Source organism: Vibrio sp. nBUS_14, assembly GCF_051201655.1.
GTDB lineage: Bacteria > Pseudomonadota > Gammaproteobacteria > Enterobacterales > Vibrionaceae > Vibrio.
Genome location: NZ_CP179206.1, coordinates 3,437,871 through 3,455,680 on the forward strand (window position 1 = coordinate 3,437,871; position 17,810 = coordinate 3,455,680).

19 protein-coding genes are annotated in these 17,810 nt (G+C 45.1%); 12 read left to right on the forward strand and 7 right to left on the reverse strand.

Translation table 11 applies throughout. The features are described 5' to 3' along the window. Positions 1-196 precede the first annotated feature (196 nt). The 6 genes from cytR (at position 197) to rraA (ending at position 5,705) form a co-directional block, all read left to right on the forward strand. Complete coding sequence (cytR, locus tag ACMAZD_RS16225) at positions 197-1,201, forward strand: DNA-binding transcriptional regulator CytR (protein ID WP_435247943.1); 1,005 nt, start codon at positions 197-199, stop codon at positions 1,199-1,201. A gap of 122 nt (positions 1,202-1,323) precedes the next feature. Beyond that, positions 1,324-1,863 carry an SPOR domain-containing protein gene (locus ACMAZD_RS16230; RefSeq protein WP_065104139.1) on the forward strand — a complete coding sequence of 180 codons (540 nt, stop codon included), beginning with the start codon at positions 1,324-1,326 and terminating at the stop codon, positions 1,861-1,863. Positions 1,864-2,092: 229 nt separating this feature from the next. After that, positions 2,093-2,641: an ATP-dependent protease subunit HslV gene (hslV, locus tag ACMAZD_RS16235; RefSeq protein ID WP_192889527.1), complete on the forward strand. Its 549-nt coding sequence runs from the start codon at positions 2,093-2,095 to the stop codon at positions 2,639-2,641. A 58-nt stretch (positions 2,642-2,699) separates the two neighbouring features. Further along, a complete protein-coding gene (gene hslU / locus ACMAZD_RS16240; protein ID WP_435247944.1) occupies positions 2,700-4,040 on the forward strand; it encodes an HslU--HslV peptidase ATPase subunit in 1,341 nt (446 codons plus the stop codon). Between the two features lie 155 nt (positions 4,041-4,195). Continuing rightward, on the forward strand, positions 4,196-5,113 hold the full coding sequence (locus tag ACMAZD_RS16245) for a 1,4-dihydroxy-2-naphthoate polyprenyltransferase (protein WP_435247945.1): 918 nt from the start codon (positions 4,196-4,198) through the stop codon (positions 5,111-5,113). A 73-nt stretch (positions 5,114-5,186) separates the two neighbouring features. Continuing rightward, positions 5,187-5,705, forward strand: a complete 519-nt coding sequence (gene rraA, locus ACMAZD_RS16250) for a ribonuclease E activity regulator RraA (RefSeq protein WP_017108581.1) — start codon at positions 5,187-5,189, stop codon at positions 5,703-5,705. Positions 5,706-5,834: 129 nt separating this feature from the next. Here rraA and ltrA read toward each other — a convergent pair whose 3' ends face one another. Continuing rightward, complete coding sequence (gene ltrA / locus ACMAZD_RS16255; RefSeq protein WP_435249395.1) at positions 5,835-7,127, reverse strand: group II intron reverse transcriptase/maturase; 1,293 nt, start codon at positions 7,125-7,127, stop codon at positions 5,835-5,837. Between the two features lie 615 nt (positions 7,128-7,742). Continuing rightward, positions 7,743-7,985, reverse strand: a complete 243-nt coding sequence (zapB, locus tag ACMAZD_RS16260) for a cell division protein ZapB (RefSeq protein ID WP_017104626.1) — start codon at positions 7,983-7,985, stop codon at positions 7,743-7,745. Between the two features lie 325 nt (positions 7,986-8,310). On the opposite strand from zapB, the gene glpX reads away from it, so the two are divergent. The 3 genes from glpX (at position 8,311) to ACMAZD_RS16275 (ending at position 10,551) form a co-directional block, all read left to right on the forward strand. Beyond that, a complete protein-coding gene (glpX, locus tag ACMAZD_RS16265) occupies positions 8,311-9,318 on the forward strand; it encodes a class II fructose-bisphosphatase (protein ID WP_435247946.1) in 1,008 nt (335 codons plus the stop codon). Between the two features lie 162 nt (positions 9,319-9,480). Continuing rightward, on the forward strand, positions 9,481-10,101 hold the full coding sequence (locus ACMAZD_RS16270; protein ID WP_435247947.1) for a helix-turn-helix transcriptional regulator: 621 nt from the start codon (positions 9,481-9,483) through the stop codon (positions 10,099-10,101). A gap of 102 nt (positions 10,102-10,203) precedes the next feature. Next, on the forward strand, positions 10,204-10,551 hold the full coding sequence (locus tag ACMAZD_RS16275; RefSeq protein ID WP_435249396.1) for a DUF3135 domain-containing protein: 348 nt from the start codon (positions 10,204-10,206) through the stop codon (positions 10,549-10,551). 90 nt (positions 10,552-10,641) lie between these two features. Here ACMAZD_RS16275 and ACMAZD_RS16280 read toward each other — a convergent pair whose 3' ends face one another. Both ACMAZD_RS16280 and ACMAZD_RS16285 read right to left on the reverse strand, forming a co-directional pair. Next, on the reverse strand, positions 10,642-11,064 hold the full coding sequence (locus ACMAZD_RS16280) for a DUF805 domain-containing protein (protein WP_435247948.1): 423 nt from the start codon (positions 11,062-11,064) through the stop codon (positions 10,642-10,644). Between the two features lie 86 nt (positions 11,065-11,150). Further along, positions 11,151-11,498 carry a 5-carboxymethyl-2-hydroxymuconate Delta-isomerase gene (locus tag ACMAZD_RS16285; protein WP_435247949.1) on the reverse strand — a complete coding sequence of 116 codons (348 nt, stop codon included), beginning with the start codon at positions 11,496-11,498 and terminating at the stop codon, positions 11,151-11,153. Between the two features lie 249 nt (positions 11,499-11,747). Between ACMAZD_RS16285 and tpiA the strand changes: the two genes are divergently transcribed. Next, positions 11,748-12,518: a triose-phosphate isomerase gene (gene tpiA / locus ACMAZD_RS16290; protein ID WP_012604968.1), complete on the forward strand. Its 771-nt coding sequence runs from the start codon at positions 11,748-11,750 to the stop codon at positions 12,516-12,518. Positions 12,519-12,676: 158 nt separating this feature from the next. Here tpiA and pfkA read toward each other — a convergent pair whose 3' ends face one another. The 3 genes from pfkA to ACMAZD_RS16305 all read right to left on the reverse strand — a co-directional run bounded on the left by pfkA (position 12,677) and on the right by ACMAZD_RS16305 (position 15,537). Then, positions 12,677-13,639 carry a 6-phosphofructokinase gene (pfkA, locus tag ACMAZD_RS16295; protein WP_029223212.1) on the reverse strand — a complete coding sequence of 321 codons (963 nt, stop codon included), beginning with the start codon at positions 13,637-13,639 and terminating at the stop codon, positions 12,677-12,679. Positions 13,640-13,954: 315 nt separating this feature from the next. Next, positions 13,955-14,863 carry a CDF family cation-efflux transporter FieF gene (gene fieF, locus ACMAZD_RS16300; RefSeq protein ID WP_435247950.1) on the reverse strand — a complete coding sequence of 303 codons (909 nt, stop codon included), beginning with the start codon at positions 14,861-14,863 and terminating at the stop codon, positions 13,955-13,957. Between the two features lie 164 nt (positions 14,864-15,027). After that, positions 15,028-15,537: a CpxP family protein gene (locus ACMAZD_RS16305; protein ID WP_435247951.1), complete on the reverse strand. Its 510-nt coding sequence runs from the start codon at positions 15,535-15,537 to the stop codon at positions 15,028-15,030. Positions 15,538-15,717: 180 nt separating this feature from the next. Between ACMAZD_RS16305 and ACMAZD_RS16310 the strand changes: the two genes are divergently transcribed. Both ACMAZD_RS16310 and cpxA read left to right on the forward strand, forming a co-directional pair. After that, complete coding sequence (locus tag ACMAZD_RS16310; protein ID WP_435247952.1) at positions 15,718-16,407, forward strand: response regulator; 690 nt, start codon at positions 15,718-15,720, stop codon at positions 16,405-16,407. Continuing rightward, on the forward strand, positions 16,407-17,786 hold the full coding sequence (gene cpxA, locus ACMAZD_RS16315) for an envelope stress sensor histidine kinase CpxA (protein ID WP_435247953.1): 1,380 nt from the start codon (positions 16,407-16,409) through the stop codon (positions 17,784-17,786). Before ACMAZD_RS16310 ends, cpxA begins: the two co-directional genes overlap by 1 nt. Positions 17,787-17,810: the final 24 nt, after the last annotated feature.

Below are 17,810 nucleotides of genomic sequence, written 5' to 3' on the forward strand. Positions count from 1 at the left end.
TCATATTTCTCGTGAGCAACTTCACACTAGTCATGTGATTTTTGTTAATCTAGCCGTAACTTTACACGGATGAAACGAATAAAATATTGCAATAAAAAAAGTATTAGCAACACTTTCACAATATCTATCCGATTGTATTAATCATTCATGCCTTAGATACTTAGGCAGCAAAGGAACTTAAAAGAGGGTTTAATTTATGGCGACAATGAAGGATGTTGCCCAGCTAGCAGGCGTCTCAACCGCAACGGTATCACGTGCATTGATGAACCCTGAGAAAGTCTCAGTTTCGACTCGTAAACGAGTAGAGACAGCAGTACTTGAAGCTGGATACTCACCCAATACATTAGCTCGAAACTTACGTCGCAACGAATCAAAAACCATCATCACTATTGTTCCTGATATCTGTGACCCTTATTTCGCTGAGATCATCCGTGGTATCGAAGATGCTGCAGTAGAAAATGATTACCTAGTCCTGCTTGGCGACAGTGGTCAGCAGAAGAAACGTGAATCATCATTCGTTAACTTGGTGTTCACCAAACAAGCTGACGGCATGCTGCTGTTAGGCACTGATCATCCATTTGATGTCAGTAAGCCAGAACAAAAGAATCTACCGCCAATGGTTATGGCGTGTGAATTTGCACCCGAGCTTGAATTGCCAACGGTACATATCGACAACCTAACCTCTGCATTTGAAGCCGTGAACTACCTAGCTCAATTAGGTCATAAGCGCATTGCTCAAATCTCTGGGCCAACGACTGCTACCCTGTGTAAGTTCCGCCAACAAGGTTACCAACAAGCACTGCGCCGCGCTGGAGTATCAATGAACCCAGCTTACAGCACAGTGGGCGACTTTACCTTTGAAGCTGGCGCGCAAGCAGTTCGTCACTTATTGGCACTTCCAGAGCAACCAACTGCAATTTTCTGTCACAACGATGCGATGGCAATTGGTGCGATTCAAGAAGCGAAGAAGCTAGGTTTACGTGTTCCTCAAGACTTATCGATTGTTGGCTTCGATGACATCCAATTCGCTCAATACTGCGATCCACCGCTAACGACGATTTCTCAACCTCGTTACGAAATTGGACGCCAAGCGATGTTGATGATGCTCGACCTACTTAAAGGTAACGATGTACAAGCAGGTTCTCGCCTACTTGAAGCCAAACTCATAGTTCGAGGCAGTACAGCACCACCTCGAATTTAGACAAGATAAATACCCATACAAACCTGCGGCACATTTTGATGTGCCGCTTCCATTTCTACACTATTATCCTCGCGCAATCTGGATTACCATGAGAACAGAACTATCAACTATCGAATTGTCTTGTGGCTAATAGAGATTATGTAAAGCGCGGTCGTGGCACGAAAAAACCGACCAAGAAACAAGCCCCTCGCCGTAAACCTTGGCGCAGTGGTCTTTTGGCGATCCTCCTTGCCGGTGGTTTTGGTTACGGACTTTACTTACTGAGTAACGATCCTGAGCCGCCAACACCAGTGCCAGAGGTGAGCAAGCCGAAACCTAAGCCAAAACCAGCGAAAGTGATTCCACCTCCTCCAGAAGAGAAGTGGGACTACGTTGAAACGCTGCCGAGTCGTGAGATTGAAGTTAAGGCCAAAGAGCAAGAGATCTCGAAGATCCCTTACATCATGCAGTGTGGCGCTTACAAAACCGCTTCCCAGGCAGATGCTCGTAAATTGGATATTGCTTTCCAAGGTATCTCGAGTGAAATCCGTAAGAAAGACGGCAGTAGCTGGTACCGTGTGGTTCTAGGTCCATACAAGTTTAAGCGTGACGCCGAGCGTGATCGCCACAAACTACAGCGAGCAAAAATCGAACCTTGCGCTATTTGGAAAGACACCGAGTAGTTTTAGATTTTGCGATAGTCTCAGTCTTAATCTTAACAAAGGCCGAAAACCAAACACCGAAAGCCTCCCATTGTGGAGGTTTTCTTTTATCCCCTCCCCTTTAACCAAATTTCCTTACAACTTCCGCCGATAAGTTACGCGACATCGCTCGACCTTCCTTGAATTATCCGAGTGCCATCCTCATATACTTTTTATACCCAAGGATAAGAAATATTAAGAGGCCCTACTCGTGACTACCATTGTATCTATACGTCGTAATAATAAAGTCGTCATCGCGGGTGATGGACAAGTATCTCTAGGCAATACTGTAATGAAGGGCAATGCCCGTAAAGTACGTCGCCTATACAACAACAAAGTACTGGCTGGTTTTGCTGGCGGTACGGCTGATGCTTTCACGCTATTCGAAAAATTTGAAAGCAAACTGCAAATGCACCAAGGCCACCTAACCAAAGCTGCCGTTGAGTTGGCGAAGGATTGGCGTAGCGATCGTGCTCTACGTAAATTAGAAGCACTACTAGCAGTAGCGGATGAAACCGCTTCATTGATCATCACTGGTAACGGTGACGTAGTTCAACCAGAGAACGACCTGATTGCTATCGGTTCAGGCGGTAACTTCGCTCAAGCAGCAGCTACTGCACTATTAGAAAATACAGATTTAGATGCGCGTGAAATTGCAGAAAAGTCGCTGAACATTGCTGGCGATATCTGCGTATTCACCAACCATCACCACACTATTGAAGAACTAGAGAGCACCGTTGAACTGCCAAAGCCAGAGTAGCGACCGCTTCCATCAATAACGTTGTATTCAACAGTGATTAAAGAATTAAGGAAAAACCATGTCTGAGATGACTCCTCGCGAAATCGTTCACGAACTCAATCGCCACATTATCGGCCAAGACAACGCTAAGCGTTCAGTAGCCATCGCGCTGCGTAACCGCTGGCGCCGTATGCAGCTCGAAGAAAGCCTACGTGTTGAAGTATCACCAAAGAACATCCTGATGATCGGTCCAACTGGTGTGGGTAAAACTGAAATTGCTCGCCGCCTAGCGAAACTGGCGAATGCGCCGTTCATCAAGGTAGAAGCGACTAAGTTCACTGAAGTGGGCTACGTAGGTAAAGAAGTTGAAACCATCATCCGTGACCTAACGGACGTTGCGATCAAGATGACGCATCAGCAAGCGATGGAAAAAGTACAATACCGCGCTGAAGAACAAGCTGAAGAACGCATTCTTGATGCTCTTCTACCACCAGCACGCGATGCTTGGGGTCAGAACGAGCAATCGACGGAAGAAACAACCTCTTCAAACACTCGTCAGGTTTTCCGCAAGAAACTGCGCGAAGGTAAGCTAGACGACAAAGAGATCGAAGTTGATGTAGCCGCGCCGCAAATGGGCGTTGAAATCATGTCACCTCCTGGCATGGAAGAGATGACTAACCAGCTACAAGGCATGTTCCAAAACCTAGCTGGCGACACCAAGAAAAAGCGTAAGATGAAAATCAAAGACGCATTCAAAGCACTGACTGAAGAAGAAGCTGCGAAGCTTGTAAATCAGGAAGAGCTAAAAGAGAGTGCGATCTTCAACGCTGAAAACAACGGCATCGTATTCATCGATGAGATCGACAAAATCTGTAAGCGTGGCGACAGCTCAGGTCCAGACGTATCTCGTGAAGGTGTTCAACGTGACCTACTTCCTCTTATCGAAGGCAGCACAGTTTCAACTAAGCACGGTATGGTTAAAACTGACCACATATTGTTTATCACTTCAGGTGCATTCCAAGTGGCTAAGCCATCAGACCTGATCCCTGAATTGCAAGGTCGTCTGCCAATCCGTGTTGAACTGGAAGCACTTTCTGCACATGACTTCAAACGTATTCTTACTGAGCCAAAGGCATCACTGACAGAGCAGTACATTGCCCTTATGAAAACAGAAGATGTCGGTATTGAGTTCACTGAAGATGGCATAAACCAAATTGCTGACGCAGCATGGCGTGTGAACGAAACCACTGAAAACATCGGTGCGCGTCGTCTACACACCGTCATGGAGCGCCTAATGGATGAGATCTCATTCGACGCAACAGACCGAGCAGGCAGCAAATTGGTGATTGATGAAGCTTATGTAACATCTAAGCTTGGTGAGCTAGTAGAAGACGAAGACCTAAGTCGCTTCATTCTGTAGCACAGGAAACTCCAACTTATTGCTCTGCCTCAAAGAAATAGCAGCTAGTAAGCGAATTCAAGGCCCACTTTCGAGTGGGCTTTTTATTACCCGAAAAATGGGCGTATACTCAAAACACAGTTTGAAACCAAGACTTACAAAGAATTAGACATACGATGAAACAATCTCTACTGATTTGGCTTGATGCCGCACGACCAAAAACTCTGCCTCTCGCACTTGTCTCTATTCTTACAGGAAGCAGTTTAGCTTTCGCTAACGACCAATTTTCTTTGTCGATAGCCCTGCTGGCATTTTTAACTGCCACGCTATTGCAGATTTTGTCGAATTTAGCGAATGACTATGGCGATGCTGTTAAAGGCACGGATAACGACAAACGCCTAGGCCCGATGAGAGCCATGCAATCGGGCACTGTCACCGCCCAAACCATGAAACAAGCAATCATTCTCAATATCGTATTTACGGTAATCGCTGGGTTGATTCTTATTTTTCATGCACTGAGTTCACTCGAAAGCATATTATCTTTTATTGCTTTAGGTGTTTTAGCGATTGTCGCTGCGATTGCCTATACCGTGGGTAATAAGCCTTATGGTTATATTGGTCTTGGCGACTTGTCGGTGTTTATCTTCTTTGGCTTATTAGGGGTTTCAGGTACTTACTTCTTGCACACAGGTCATGTAGAACCAAGTTTGTTCCTCCCAGCGTTAGGTTGTGGACTGATGGCCGTAGCTGTTCTCAACATCAACAATATGCGTGATATTGAAAACGATAGCGAATGTGGTAAACGCACCATGGCCGTTCGCCTAGGGCAACGTAAAGCTAAGCAATACCATTTCGCGTTACTCGGTTTGGCGCTTGCGTCTTTCGCCATCTACCTACTGATTCAAGAAAAACCGGTCTGGATTAGCCTGCCGTTTTTACTCAGCATTATTATTGTGTACAAGCATGGCAAGGCCGTTTGGGAAACCGAGAAACCGGCTCAGATTGCACCAATGATGCCCGTTATTGTGAAATGTTCACTGGTGACTAATCTACTGTTTGCAGGGGTTGTCGTAGCTCAAACTCTATTGAGTTAATTAAGACTAATCATTGCAAAGGGATCAAGCATCGATATACTCAAAGTAAGCTCATTGTTCAAAAGGTATGCTAATGGAATACAACACTTCAGCACTGTGCGACATATATTTGGATCAAGTTGATGTCGTGGAGCCAATGTTCAGTAATTTTGGTGGACGAGCGTCATTCGCCGGACAGATCTCGACGATAAAATGTTTTGAAGACAACGCATTAATTCGGTCTGTATTAGAACAAGATGGCCTGGGGCGGGTGTTGTTGATCGATGGTGGCGGCTCACTGAGAAAAGCGCTGATCGATGCTGAAATAGCACTGCTTGCCGAAGACAACGAGTGGGAAGGTATTGTGGTTTACGGCTGCGTACGCGAAGTCGATGAACTAGAAGACATGAACCTTGGTATTCAGGCTTTGGCCTCTATTCCCGTTGGTGCGAGCCAAGAGGGTGTGGGCGAATTAGACGTACCGGTTAACTTTGGCAGCGTAACCTTCTTACCGGAAGATTACCTCTACGCAGACAACACGGGCATCATTCTTTCTGCTGAGCCTTTAGATGTTGAGCTTGACTTAGATGTTGAAGAAGAAGAGCCAGAGTAACGATTCGAACGAGTCACACCCAAGCTAACATTCGCAAACCAACAATTTTTTAATTAGTACTTTTTAAATTAGCACTGTGCAAATTAGAACAACAATCGAGTAGGAGGAGGCCTCGCAGCCTCCGTCCTCTCACACCACCGTACAAGCGTGGGTCGCATACGGCGGTTCCGAATATACTTTCAGTGACTCGTACCCATCTCTTAATGAGTACAGCCCCAACCCCTCGAACCATTTTATTGGCATGGCGTGATTAACCTGTGGCGTTAAAGCTAGATGCCACCAACCCTTATCTGACATCGCTAGCTTCCACGCATTACGCTCCGTTACACCTTGTCGCTGTAACCATGTCGCTATGCTGTGTCTGCGTTTGCGCTGCTTTAGTCGGTAGCACCTTAGTCTACGCCGTATCCATTCATCTAAGCGCTGCATTGCACTTTTACGAACAGTAAGCTTGAAGTAGTGTTGCCATCCTCTTAGATATTGAGTTAACTCCGTGATTATCACCTGTAACTCTCGTCCTCGATTTCGCTTCGTTATCTGACGTACTCGCTTCTTCATTTGAGCTTGTGCCGTCTTCGATATCCCGATTGTTCCGTCTATCTGGAAGCGATGGCTTAGGTAAGTTCGCTTTGTCACTCTCGTTGCTGCACTTTTCTTACGGTTTACCGTCAGCTTTAGTTTCTGCTCCAAGAACTCCGTTATCGACTCTTTGACTCGATGAGCGGCTTCCTCACTACGCACGTAGATTTGACAGTCATCTGCATATCGACAGAACTTATGCCCTCTACGCTCTAACTCTTTATCCAGTTCATCTAATACAATATTTGATAGTAGCGGAGATAATGGCCCACCCTGGGGTGTGCCTCGTTGTCTCTGCTCAACTAGTCCATGCCGCATTATGCCTACCTGTAGGTATGACCTAATTAGCTTTAACACGCGTTTATCAGCAATATCTTGTGACAGCCTGTGCATTAGCCTATCGTGATTCACTGTATCGAAGTATTTTGCTAGGTCTATATCTACTACATAACCTCGACCCTCTCGGATGTAGCGACTGGCGGCCGCCAATGCATGGTGCGCACTGCGGTTGGGTCTAAACCCGTAACTATTGTCGGAGAACTTCGGCTCATAGATACATGACAGCACTGATGTGATTGCCTGTTGGACTAACCTATCAAGGACTGTTGGGATACCTAATTGCCTTACGCCACCACTAGCTTTGGGGATTTCTACACCAAGAACAGATTGAGGTTGATAGCTTCCATCCAGAAGAATCTGGCGAAGCTCTTGCCCGTTTGATGCCTGTCGAAGTCTTGAGATAGTGGCGTTGATGTCGAGCTTGTCGACTCCTGCACACCCTTTGTTCTTCTTCACGCGTCTAAGAGCTTGATTCAAATTGGTTGAAGAGCAAATTTGCTCCATCAACGAAGTTGAGGTCACCAAGACTCGCCCTCCTGTCTACGCCGACCATGCTTGTCATTCTTCGTATCCATGAGCTTTACTTGCGGTATTGCCCTTTGGGACGTAGAGATGAGTTTCATCTTGCTATGACTCCACATGATTGAGTGTCTAGTGACTGCTTCTTGATATATTCAGTTCAGGCCTTCCTTTGAGTTGTACATTCTCAAAGTACTATGCCTTCTGCTGACTTCTTATTGTCCATCACACAACATCACTGCTGTATTAGTCTCTATTGAGACAAACAATAAGATCTCCCGAGGTAAGGCGTTGTTCTTTCCCTTGGCTGTGCCTGATTTACCACTACACACTTCCCGTCGAGGCATTGGACTATTCTATCTATGGCTAGGTTGCCCAAGTTGTAATGGCCTACTATCAGATTTCTGTTCGTCACAACCAAGTTTTGCCATTTGCTTCCTTCAGATTTCACCTCACGGTGAACACCCTTGCATAGGCTAACGGTTCTCGCTCGACTGAGCCCGTAGAGGACTTTCACCTCCTAGATCAACGCCATGCTCGGCGCACAACAAAAACGCCCGCTACTGAGTAGCGGGCGTTTTTTAAAATCTGAAGAGTTGATTACTCTACGTCATCCATTTTACCTAGAAGGTTACGGATGCGATCTTGCCATGCAGAGTGCTCTTCCTGCATTTGCTGAGTTTTTTGCTCTAGGTCGTGACGGCTTGCTTTTAGCTCACCAGCTTCTGTTGCTAGTGCTTCTTTCTCTTCTTTAAGCTCTTCCACTTCCATTTGAAGAAGTGCAATTGTATCTACTGCTGTTTGAATTTTTGCTTCTAGCTGCTCTAGTACTTCAAAAGACATTCTGGCCTACCTTTAAGTTATCCGTTTGATGGTGAAGGTCTACTCCACTTATTTCCCCATTCTACTCAGCAGAGCAAGGATAAACACTCTATATATTCGATATTTTGCGCCATTCGATGAAAAAAACAGCGCTTTTTACCGAATATTGACGTGAATTATTACTACCGCGACAACAGACTGATTATTTTGATGAATATTGCCTGTTTTCACCTGCAAATTGATCAAGAGCAATCCCCAAAAAATAAAAAAGCAAACGCTCCCTTTGGGATATGGTAAAATTTGCCGCGAAATTTCTATTCCCCCCTTTGAAAATGTTGGAGTCCGCATGAAACGCGATTTAGCAATGTCATTCTCTCGTGTCACTGAAGGTGCAGCACTAGCTGGTTACAAGTGGCTTGGCCGCGGCGATAAAAACGCTGCAGATGGCGCTGCTGTAGAAGTAATGCGTAGCCTACTGAACAAAACCGAAATTAGCGGTGAGATCGTTATTGGCGAAGGTGAAATCGATGACGCACCTATGCTATACATCGGCGAAAACGTCGGTATTGGCGGTGATGCTGTAGATATCGCCGTTGACCCAATTGAAGGGACACGCATGACAGCAATGGGCCAGTCAAATGCATTGGCAGTATTGGCTGCAGGCGAGAAAGGCAGCTTCCTTAAAGCGCCTGACATGTACATGGAAAAATTGGTTGTTGGCCCTGGCGCAAAAGGCGTGATTGACCTAGAACTGCCACTAACAAAAAACCTAGAAAACATTGCGAAAGCACTAGGTAAAACACTCGATACACTAGTAGTAACCACTCTTGCTAAACCACGTCATGAGCAAGTGATTGCCGACATGCAGGCGATGGGCGTTCGTGTATTCGCAGTGCCAGACGGTGATGTTGCTGCTTCTATCTTAACGTGTATGCCAGACAGCGAAGTCGACGTAATGTACTGCATCGGCGGCGCGCCTGAAGGTGTCGTTTCTGCTGCAGTTATCCGCGCACTCGACGGCGACATGCACGCACGTCTGCTTCCTCGTCATGAAGTAAAAGGCGATACAGAAGAAAACCGCAAACACGGTGAGCTTGAATTAGAGCGTTGTGCTGAGATGGGCGTAACAGCAGGTATCGTGTTGAAGATAGAAGACATGGCTCGTAGCGACAACGTTGTGTTCTCTGCAACGGGTATCACTAAGGGTGACCTGCTAGAAGGCATCACTCGTACAGGCAATATCGCAACCACAGAAACACTGCTTATCCGTGGCCGCTGTCGTACTATTCGTCGCATCAAGTCGATTCACTACCTAGAGCGTAAAGACCCAGAAGTGATTGGTCACATCCTGTAAACCTAAACTAGGTTCAACAGAAAACGCGAAGGCTGATACCAAGTATCAGCCTTTTGTTTTATTGGCCATCAATAACCCGTGCATTTCACCTACACCATAGTAAATGGTTTGCTTTATAAACACCTTGCCTCATAATAGTAAGGTTCATTAGGTAGAGATAGTATGAAAACAAGCGACAAAATCTTGCAGACCATTAAGCGTCAAGGCGCGGTAACCGCGAAACAACTGTCAGAAGAATTTGGCATGACGACAATGGGTGCCCGACAGCACCTACAAAGTTTGGAAGATGACGGTATTCTTGCGTTTCATGACGTCAAAGTAAAAGTAGGTCGCCCAACTCGTCATTGGTCACTGACTCAACAAGGTCATGGTCAATTTGCAGATCGACACGGTGAACTCACGATTCAAGTGATAGATGCTGTCGAGAATCTGTTTGGTAAAGAGGGGCTAGCTAAAGTGGCTGCTGAACGTGAACAACACACGTTAAAGCAATACCAAACTGCCCTATCTGGCTGCGACAACCTAATGAGTAAACTTGAAAAGCTAACCCAACTTCGAGAAGAAGAAGGGTATATGGCTGAACTTCAAGATCAAGGCGATCACTACATCTTGATCGAAAACCACTGTCCTATCTGTAAGGCTGCGATTCGCTGCCCTAGCCTGTGCCAATCAGAACTCAATGTTTTCAAAGAATTACTCAAAGATGAATGTCATGTGAGCCGAACAGAGCACATCATTACTGGCGAACGTCGTTGTACTTATACTCTAACGCCAAGTTACTAATTCCGTCTCAATATTGAGAAAACAAAAATAGAACAAAATTTGCACATATTTCTTTCTTAAGCTTAAAGCATATGAAACATGCTTAATTCTAAGGAAGGAATGATGGGACATCCACAGCCAAATCAAAAACTGCCCCCCTTTGATGAACTTGTCCAACTCGCGAAAAGCGATCCGAAAGCATTCAATCAATTCAAGCATGAGATGTGCGAACAGATGATATGTTCAGCATCAGAAAACATGCAAGACAGGCTTCGTGCCCAACAGAGCCACATCGATTTAGTGGTTAGCCATTGTAAAAACCCGCATCATACTAATGTAGTGTTGATGCAAGAATTAAGCTGCCAAGTGTGTAAGTTCCAAGACGCGCTACAAGGTCGTTGCGGCTTTGAAGAGTCTCAGACTGAAAATGTCGTACCTTTTAGACCCAATATAGAACCCAAAATGTATTAAATCGTATATGAGTTAAAAGCAGACAAGTAAGCTGTCTTAAAACAAAGAAGGGAACGCATGTTCCCTTTTTAATGATGAATCACCCAATTTTTATACTGGGTCTTCACCGTAATCGTTACGACCTTCTGTGCCTTTCAATAAACCACATTCAATCAGAATCCATAAGCCACACACTAATGCAGCAACCGTTGCCGCCATATGAATAAGCGATACCGACTCTGTCGTGGTCGCTGCTATTGGTGAAGCAAGGCGCCCTAACACGAGCGGCACATTTAGCAATAGCCAGTAGTTCGACTTGTTACGGTCGTGCCAGCGCTTAGCCGTGACTGCAAGATCTGGAATAACCAGCAGCAGTAGAAAGATTGGTAGTAGGATGTAAGAGTACGTAGGAAACAAAACAGAGATACCGGAAGCAAAACCCGTAATCGCTATATAGTAGAAAATATTCCAAATCCAGTAAGTCTTACGACCAATTCTCCCCTTGAAAGAGAGCAGTAAATCTTTCATCGACATCTTAAATACTCAAAAAATTAATACGCTACCAAAAAGTTAGCAGCAAATAGTCAGTTAATCACTTTTAGTTAGTTGATTCTTTTTAGCTAATTAATCACTTTCTGAAAGCAACTTTTATCCATATCTCGTATGTTGACCGTTAGGCTTCGGACATGGCTTGCCTGTTCTTGTAGGGTTTGCATCAACAAACGCGACAATTCTCTTTTCTGTTCTTCGGTACGCCCTGCAAGTAACTCGAAGCTGATATGAACAAAATCCACATTGTCCTCTTCATCACCGACCAACCAGTTATGACAGCGCAGTGAACGAGACTTCACAGAAGGTACATCAAACAAACCACAGTTTAATGTAACTTGATGAAGGTCTTCCAGTAAACCTTGGATATTCACTCGCTCATCCACTGAATTTGAGTACTCTAGAACTAGATTCGGCATTATTACTTCCTATTGTTAACGCAATCGTTTGTCCCTTAATAACAACTAACGATGAAAAATCCGAGAAGTTAGCTGTTATTCTGTCTGCCGGATCACTGATATGTGCTCAAAATCTACTCTGACCATTGAGTAAGATCCAAGAAAGTCATGACCACAGTCATGATCTGTTGATATTATTCTGTTATATTATTTCGTAATAAAGTTTACTTTTTTACATTCGATTTATTTAAATACTTTGGAGATATTCTTATGCGTCATCCTGTAGTTATGGGTAACTGGAAACTAAACGGCAGCAAAGAAATGGTTGTTGATCTACTAAACGGTCTTAACGCTGAACTTGAAGGCGTAACAGGTGTAGACGTAGCAGTTGCTCCACCAGCACTTTTTGTTGATCTTGCAGAGCGTACGCTTACTGAAGCGGGCAGCGCGATCATCCTAGGTGCTCAAAACTCTGACCTAAACAACAGCGGTGCATTCACTGGCGACATGTCTCCAGCAATGCTTAAAGAGTTCGGCGCATCTCACATCATCATCGGTCACTCTGAGCGTCGTGAATACCACGCTGAGTCCGACGAATTCGTTGCTAAGAAATTCGCATTCCTAAAAGAGAACGGCCTAACTCCAGTTCTTTGTATCGGTGAATCTGAAGCACAAAACGAAGCAGGCGAAACTGTTGCTGTATGTGCACGTCAACTTGACGCTGTTATCAACACTCAAGGTGTTGAAGCTCTTGAAGGCGCTATCATCGCTTACGAACCAATCTGGGCTATCGGTACTGGTAAAGCAGCTACAGCTGAAGATGCACAACGCATCCACGCTCAAATCCGTGCACACATCGCTGAGAAATCTGAAGATGTTGCTAAGAAAGTTGTTATCCAATACGGCGGTTCTGTTAAGCCAGAAAATGCAGCAGCTTACTTCGCACAACCAGACATCGACGGTGCTCTAGTTGGCGGCGCAGCTCTAGACGCGAAAAGCTTTGCAGCTATTGCTAAAGCAGCAGCTGAAGCAAAAGCTTAATTTAGACATCACCGTTTAAATTGAATGAAAGGTCAACTTAGGTTGGCCTTTTTTATTGTCTGTCGTTTGGGGTTCAAGCTTCAAAATCAAACGATAGACAAAAAAACCGCTGATAAATCAGCGGTTTTTAAATTCTTTAAGCGAACGCTAAGCGTGGCTTAGAACAGCTCTTCTGCAACGCGGAACAACTCAGAACGGTCTGGGTTCTGCATGTTCTCGATACAGTCGATGATGTCGTGGTGAACAAGCTCTTCTTTCTCGATACCAACACAACGACCACCGTGGCCTTCTTGAAGAAGGTGAACAGCGTAGTTACCCATGCGAGAAGCCAGTACACGGTCAAATGCAGTAGGACGACCACCACGTTGGATGTGACCAAGAACCGTTGCACGAGTTTCACGACCTGTTGAAGATTCGATCTCTTTAGCCAGCTCGTTTGCGTCCATCATTAGCTCAGTTAGAGCGATGATTGCGTGCTTCTTACCCTTCGCAATTCCATCTTGGATATTGCTGATTAGCTGCTCTTTATCTAGACCAGTTTCAGGAGTAATGATGTACTCACAGCCGCCTGCAATTGCTGACATAAGCGTAAGGTCACCACAGTGACGGCCCATGATTTCAACAATAGAAATACGTTGGTGAGAAGAAGACGTGTCACGTAGACGGTCGATTGAATCAATAACTGTGTTAAGCGCAGTTAGGTAACCGATTGTGTAGTCAGTACCTGCGATATCGTTATCGATAGTGCCTGGAAGACCGATACATGGATAACCCATTTCTGTCAGTTTCTTAGCGCCCATGTAAGAACCGTCGCCACCGATAACAACAAGTGCCTCGATACCGTGCTTCTTAAGGTTTTCGATGCCTTTTTCGCGAACTTTAACATCTTTGAATTCAGGGAAACGTGCAGAACCTAAAAAAGTACCGCCGCGGTTGATGACGTCAGATACGCTTGAACGGTCAAGCTTTTCAATACGGTCTTCAACAAGGCCTTGGTAGCCATCGTAAATGCCGTAAACTTCAATGCCAACTGATAGTGCGGTACGAACTACGCCGCGTACTGCTGCGTTCATGCCTGGAGCGTCACCACCACTGGTCAAAACACCGATCTTCTTAATCATGCTCACCCTCGATTTTTGGGAATCTATTATTCAATTCTTTTGCTTGCCGATTGTATATCAACAAGATTTTAAATCTATATATGTGCTTTATGTTACATTTCCTCAATAGGAATAGCACTTAAATCGCGTAAATTTATGTAACATTTCTACTTCTGTAAGAGTATTACAGTTTTACTCAGTAACTTTGTTGATTCACATCAGAATCAACATTAATTGTTATGCGGTGGTTTTTGTATCACCAAAGAATTCGCAATTTTTACTAACTTTAGTTCAAAAGCTACCCACTTACCATTTGCAGACTGCTTTTCCTGCTCATTACCAAGAATGAAATTTCTGCTGCTTCTCGGGTCCAAATACGACCGAATACGGGTCTTGATGAATTAATACATCCGCATCAGGGAACACGGAGATAAGCTTGGCCTCTACTTCGTCAGAAATGCGATGCGCTTCAATAAGTAGGATATTATCTTCCAATTCTAAATGCAGTTGGATAAAGCGAACCGGCCCCGAACGACGCGTTCGTAATTGATGCACACCCAACACGCCTTCAATGCTTAATGATGTCTCTTTAATCTGTTTCAGCTCTTCATCTGGCAGCTTATGATCAAGCAGAGATTGCACCGCTTCCATCGCCATTTGGTAAGCGCTGTACAGAATGTAGATACCAATACCGACCGCAAACACTGAATCCGCCTGACCAATACCAAACCAGCTCAACGCCAATGCCAGCATGATCGCGGCATTCATATAGAGATCGGTTTGGTAGTGCAGTGAATCAGCCGCAATGGCTTGGCTACCGGTTTTTTTTACGACATGCTTTTGGAATCGAACCAGACCGAAGGTCATCATCATCGCGAATAAGCTGACGTAAATACCCATTTCTGGGGAGTTCAGTTCATGGGGTCTAAAGAAGCGCTCAATACCGTTAAGAATGAGGAAACAAGCCGAGCCGGAGATAAACATCGCCTGCGCTAAGGCAGCAAGGGATTCAGCCTTACCATGACCAAAGGTATGTTCTTTGTCGGCGGGCTGTAAAGAGTAACGAACCACGATAAGATTGACGACAGAAGCCGCGATATCCAGCATTGAATCCACAACAGAAGCCAAGAGACTCACAGAACCTGTCACCCACCACGCTGCGACTTTCACTATCAATAAAATAGTGGCGATGGCTGTGGCAGCCCAAGCGGCGAGCGTAACTAAACGTGCGTATTCTTGTTTCATAATTTGGCTATAAAGTGACTGATAGCACAAAGTATAACCTGCAAACAATCAATTGAATATGACAGCTAGGATGTAAAACATTCATTTATAGGGATCAAAAAAAGCGGCACTCGGCCGCTTCTTTCTCAACACTTTCATTCAATCTGGCTTTATCAAGCCATGAATTACTTGTCTTTGTTCATGCGTTTTTCCATTTTGTCAGTACACTTAGTCATACGATCTTGCTGGATTTCTTTCAGTTGAGTTTTTTGCTCAGCCGTTAGTACGCTCATCATTTGGTGTTGCTTCTTAAGCATTGCTACGCGACGCTCAGTTTGCTTCTCAACCATTTGGCTTGCTAGTTCGTTTGCTGCAGCTTCATCAAAATTGTCAGCCAGTACCAATGTTTGAACTTTCTCTTGGTGCGCTTTCATTTTCGCTATTTTATCGGCTTTATTGCCAGCGTGCTTTTCTTTCATCTCTGCACGATTCGCTTCGCGCATCTCTTTCAATTCTGTTTTTTGTGCATCAGTCAGGTCTAGTTGACGCATCACTTTCTTATCGAAGCCGCCACATTTACCGTGCATGCCTTTGTGGTCGCCTTTATCGCCGCCGCCATATGCGAACGCGCTTGCTGTACCTAACATTAGTGGAAGTGCCGCAGCTGCTAGTACAAGTTTCTTAGTCATTTTCATAATTGTTGCCTCAATTCGGTATAATAAGTCATGTGTTGCGTCTGTTTCTCAGCGCTTGAATATAGATTAGTCTTTCCCTCGTAAAGCGACGTTTAGAAAGCGTAAAGAATCGTAAAGAGTGAAAGTTGACGAATAATTAGCAGTATTATTAACCTATAAATCCCCAATTAAGGCTTCCCAATGGCGAACATTCTTCTGATTGATGACGACACCGAACTAACCGGCTTACTTAAAGACATTCTGAGCTTTGAGGGGTTTACTGTTTCCGAAGCCAATGACGGCTATGCGGGACTTGATACCATCAATGATGAGATAGACCTGGTTCTTTTGGACGTGATGATGCCACGCCTTAACGGTATGGAAACGCTAAAGAAATTGAGAGAAAATTGGGAAACGCCAGTATTGATGCTGACCGCCAAAGGTGAAGAGATCGACCGTGTGATTGGTCTTGAACTTGGCGCAGATGATTACTTGCCAAAACCGTTCAGTGACCGAGAGTTACTTGCTCGTATTCGAGCGATTCTACGTCGTACACAAACCGCTGCTGCACCTAAAGCAGCCAGCGATAGCATTCAATACCAAGACATCGAAGTGTTCCCCGGTAAACAAGAGGCTTACTGCAATGGTCAGCAAATCGACCTCACCACCACAGAATTCGCACTGCTTAGCCATCTGATTCAGAATCCGGGGCAAGTAATCACCAAAGAAGCATTGAGCTTAGATGTATTAGGTAAAAGGCTGGCGGCATTTGACCGCGCGATTGATATGCATATCTCTAACCTACGTAAGAAGATTCCAGAACGTAATGACGGTAAGTCTCGCATCAAAACCTTACGTGCCCGTGGCTATTTATTGGTAGAGGAAGGTTAATGCGTATACCTAAAATCACTAGCTTATATGGACGTATCTTTGCCATCTTTTGGTTCACCATGTTACTGGTGCTTTTATCCGTATTATCTCTACCTCACTTAGACCCGCGAGTCGCACGCGATGTGCCTGCAGATCACTTCGATAAATTAGAACGCATCGCCAAAGGCACCGAAAAACGCTACGCCAAAGAGCCGAATCTAGGAAAGATCGTCTTCCAACTAGAGGCTCCACGTAGCCGCAAGGATTCTCGTACTCGCATTTATTTAACCGATCTTGAAGGTGCAGTCTTAACCTCGAAAAGGCATTCGGACTACAAACTTAAGGCAATTCGTAACTTTGTTACCTCGATTGATAACCCAGAAGTACCAAAACAAAAGCTTTACGGACACTACATGGTCGCAGGGCCAGTACCGATTACACTCGCCGGTGAAGAACTGTTGATGTACGCCGGAGTGAAGTGGAACCAACCACCGCCATTTTTGCTGCGACTGTTTGATAGACCTTTGCAGCTATTACTTGCCGTCATGTTAGCGAGTACTCCGCTATTACTTTGGTTAGCTTGGGCATTGAGCCAACCGGCTCGCAGACTTGAACGCGCCGCGCAACGTGTGGCGAAAGGTCAGTTTGAGGTCGATCCTCAGCTCGAGAAAGGCACATCAGAATTCAGACAAGCGGGTGAAAGCTTTAACCAAATGGTCGAAGCGGTAAACCAGATGATCTCAGGGCAACAACGCCTACTCTCTGATATTTCACACGAACTGCGCTCACCACTAACTCGTCTGCGTATGGCCAATGCTCTTGCGATTCGTAAACAGGGTGAGAGCCAAGAGCTAGAACGTATCGATATGGAAGCACAGCGATTAGAGCAGATGATCAGTGAACTGCTGACACTCTCTCGCATGCAGGTCGACAGCCACATAACTCGTGAGGTTCAACCACTCTCAAGTCTATGGGAAGAGATATTAAAAGACGCACAGTTTGAAGCCGAGCAGATGGGCAAACAGCTGACGTTCTGCGATATCCCAGATCGTTCTATTTCTGGTAATCCCAAACTCTTAATGAGTGCGTTCGACAATATTACGCGTAATGCCATCTATTATGGTAAAGACCAAGTCGATGTACAATTCAGCGTTTTAAACGATCAACTGACTATTCGAGTCAATGACAATGGCGATGGTGTACCTGATGACGAACTGGATTCGATTTTCAGACCGTTCTATCGTGTTTCAACGGCGCGAGATCGTAACTCAGGCGGTACTGGACTTGGGTTAACCATTACTGAGAGTGCAATTCGCCAACACAGCGGAACCATCACGGCAAGCCGTAGCACGTTAGGCGGATTACAGCTGGAAATCACCTTACCTATCCTACCGGTGTAATACCCCCACAAAGATCACAGTTGA

Excerpts from the sequence above, each read along its gene's own strand:
- hslU (WP_435247944.1), top strand. The coding sequence starts at position 2,700 with ATGTCTGAGATGACTCCTCGCGAAATCGTTCACGAACTCAATCGCCAC.
- ACMAZD_RS16310 (WP_435247952.1), top strand. The coding sequence starts at position 15,718 with ATGGCGAACATTCTTCTGATTGATGACGACACCGAACTAACCGGCTTA.
- fieF (WP_435247950.1), bottom strand. The coding sequence starts at position 14,863 with ATGAAACAAGAATACGCACGTTTAGTTACGCTCGCCGCTTGGGCTGCC.
- ACMAZD_RS16275 (WP_435249396.1), top strand. The coding sequence starts at position 10,204 with ATGGGACATCCACAGCCAAATCAAAAACTGCCCCCCTTTGATGAACTT.
- glpX (WP_435247946.1), top strand. The coding sequence starts at position 8,311 with ATGAAACGCGATTTAGCAATGTCATTCTCTCGTGTCACTGAAGGTGCA.
- cytR (WP_435247943.1), top strand. The coding sequence starts at position 197 with ATGGCGACAATGAAGGATGTTGCCCAGCTAGCAGGCGTCTCAACCGCA.
- cpxA (WP_435247953.1), top strand. The coding sequence starts at position 16,407 with ATGCGTATACCTAAAATCACTAGCTTATATGGACGTATCTTTGCCATC.
- ACMAZD_RS16305 (WP_435247951.1), bottom strand. The coding sequence starts at position 15,537 with ATGAAAATGACTAAGAAACTTGTACTAGCAGCTGCGGCACTTCCACTA.
- ACMAZD_RS16285 (WP_435247949.1), bottom strand. The coding sequence starts at position 11,498 with ATGCCGAATCTAGTTCTAGAGTACTCAAATTCAGTGGATGAGCGAGTG.
- zapB (WP_017104626.1), bottom strand. The coding sequence starts at position 7,985 with ATGTCTTTTGAAGTACTAGAGCAGCTAGAAGCAAAAATTCAAACAGCA.
- pfkA (WP_029223212.1), bottom strand. The coding sequence starts at position 13,639 with ATGATTAAGAAGATCGGTGTTTTGACCAGTGGTGGTGACGCTCCAGGC.
- rraA (WP_017108581.1), top strand. The coding sequence starts at position 5,187 with ATGGAATACAACACTTCAGCACTGTGCGACATATATTTGGATCAAGTT.
- tpiA (WP_012604968.1), top strand. The coding sequence starts at position 11,748 with ATGCGTCATCCTGTAGTTATGGGTAACTGGAAACTAAACGGCAGCAAA.
- ltrA (WP_435249395.1), bottom strand. The coding sequence starts at position 7,127 with ATGGAGCAAATTTGCTCTTCAACCAATTTGAATCAAGCTCTTAGACGC.
- ACMAZD_RS16270 (WP_435247947.1), top strand. The coding sequence starts at position 9,481 with ATGAAAACAAGCGACAAAATCTTGCAGACCATTAAGCGTCAAGGCGCG.
- ACMAZD_RS16245 (WP_435247945.1), top strand. The coding sequence starts at position 4,196 with ATGAAACAATCTCTACTGATTTGGCTTGATGCCGCACGACCAAAAACT.
- ACMAZD_RS16280 (WP_435247948.1), bottom strand. The coding sequence starts at position 11,064 with ATGTCGATGAAAGATTTACTGCTCTCTTTCAAGGGGAGAATTGGTCGT.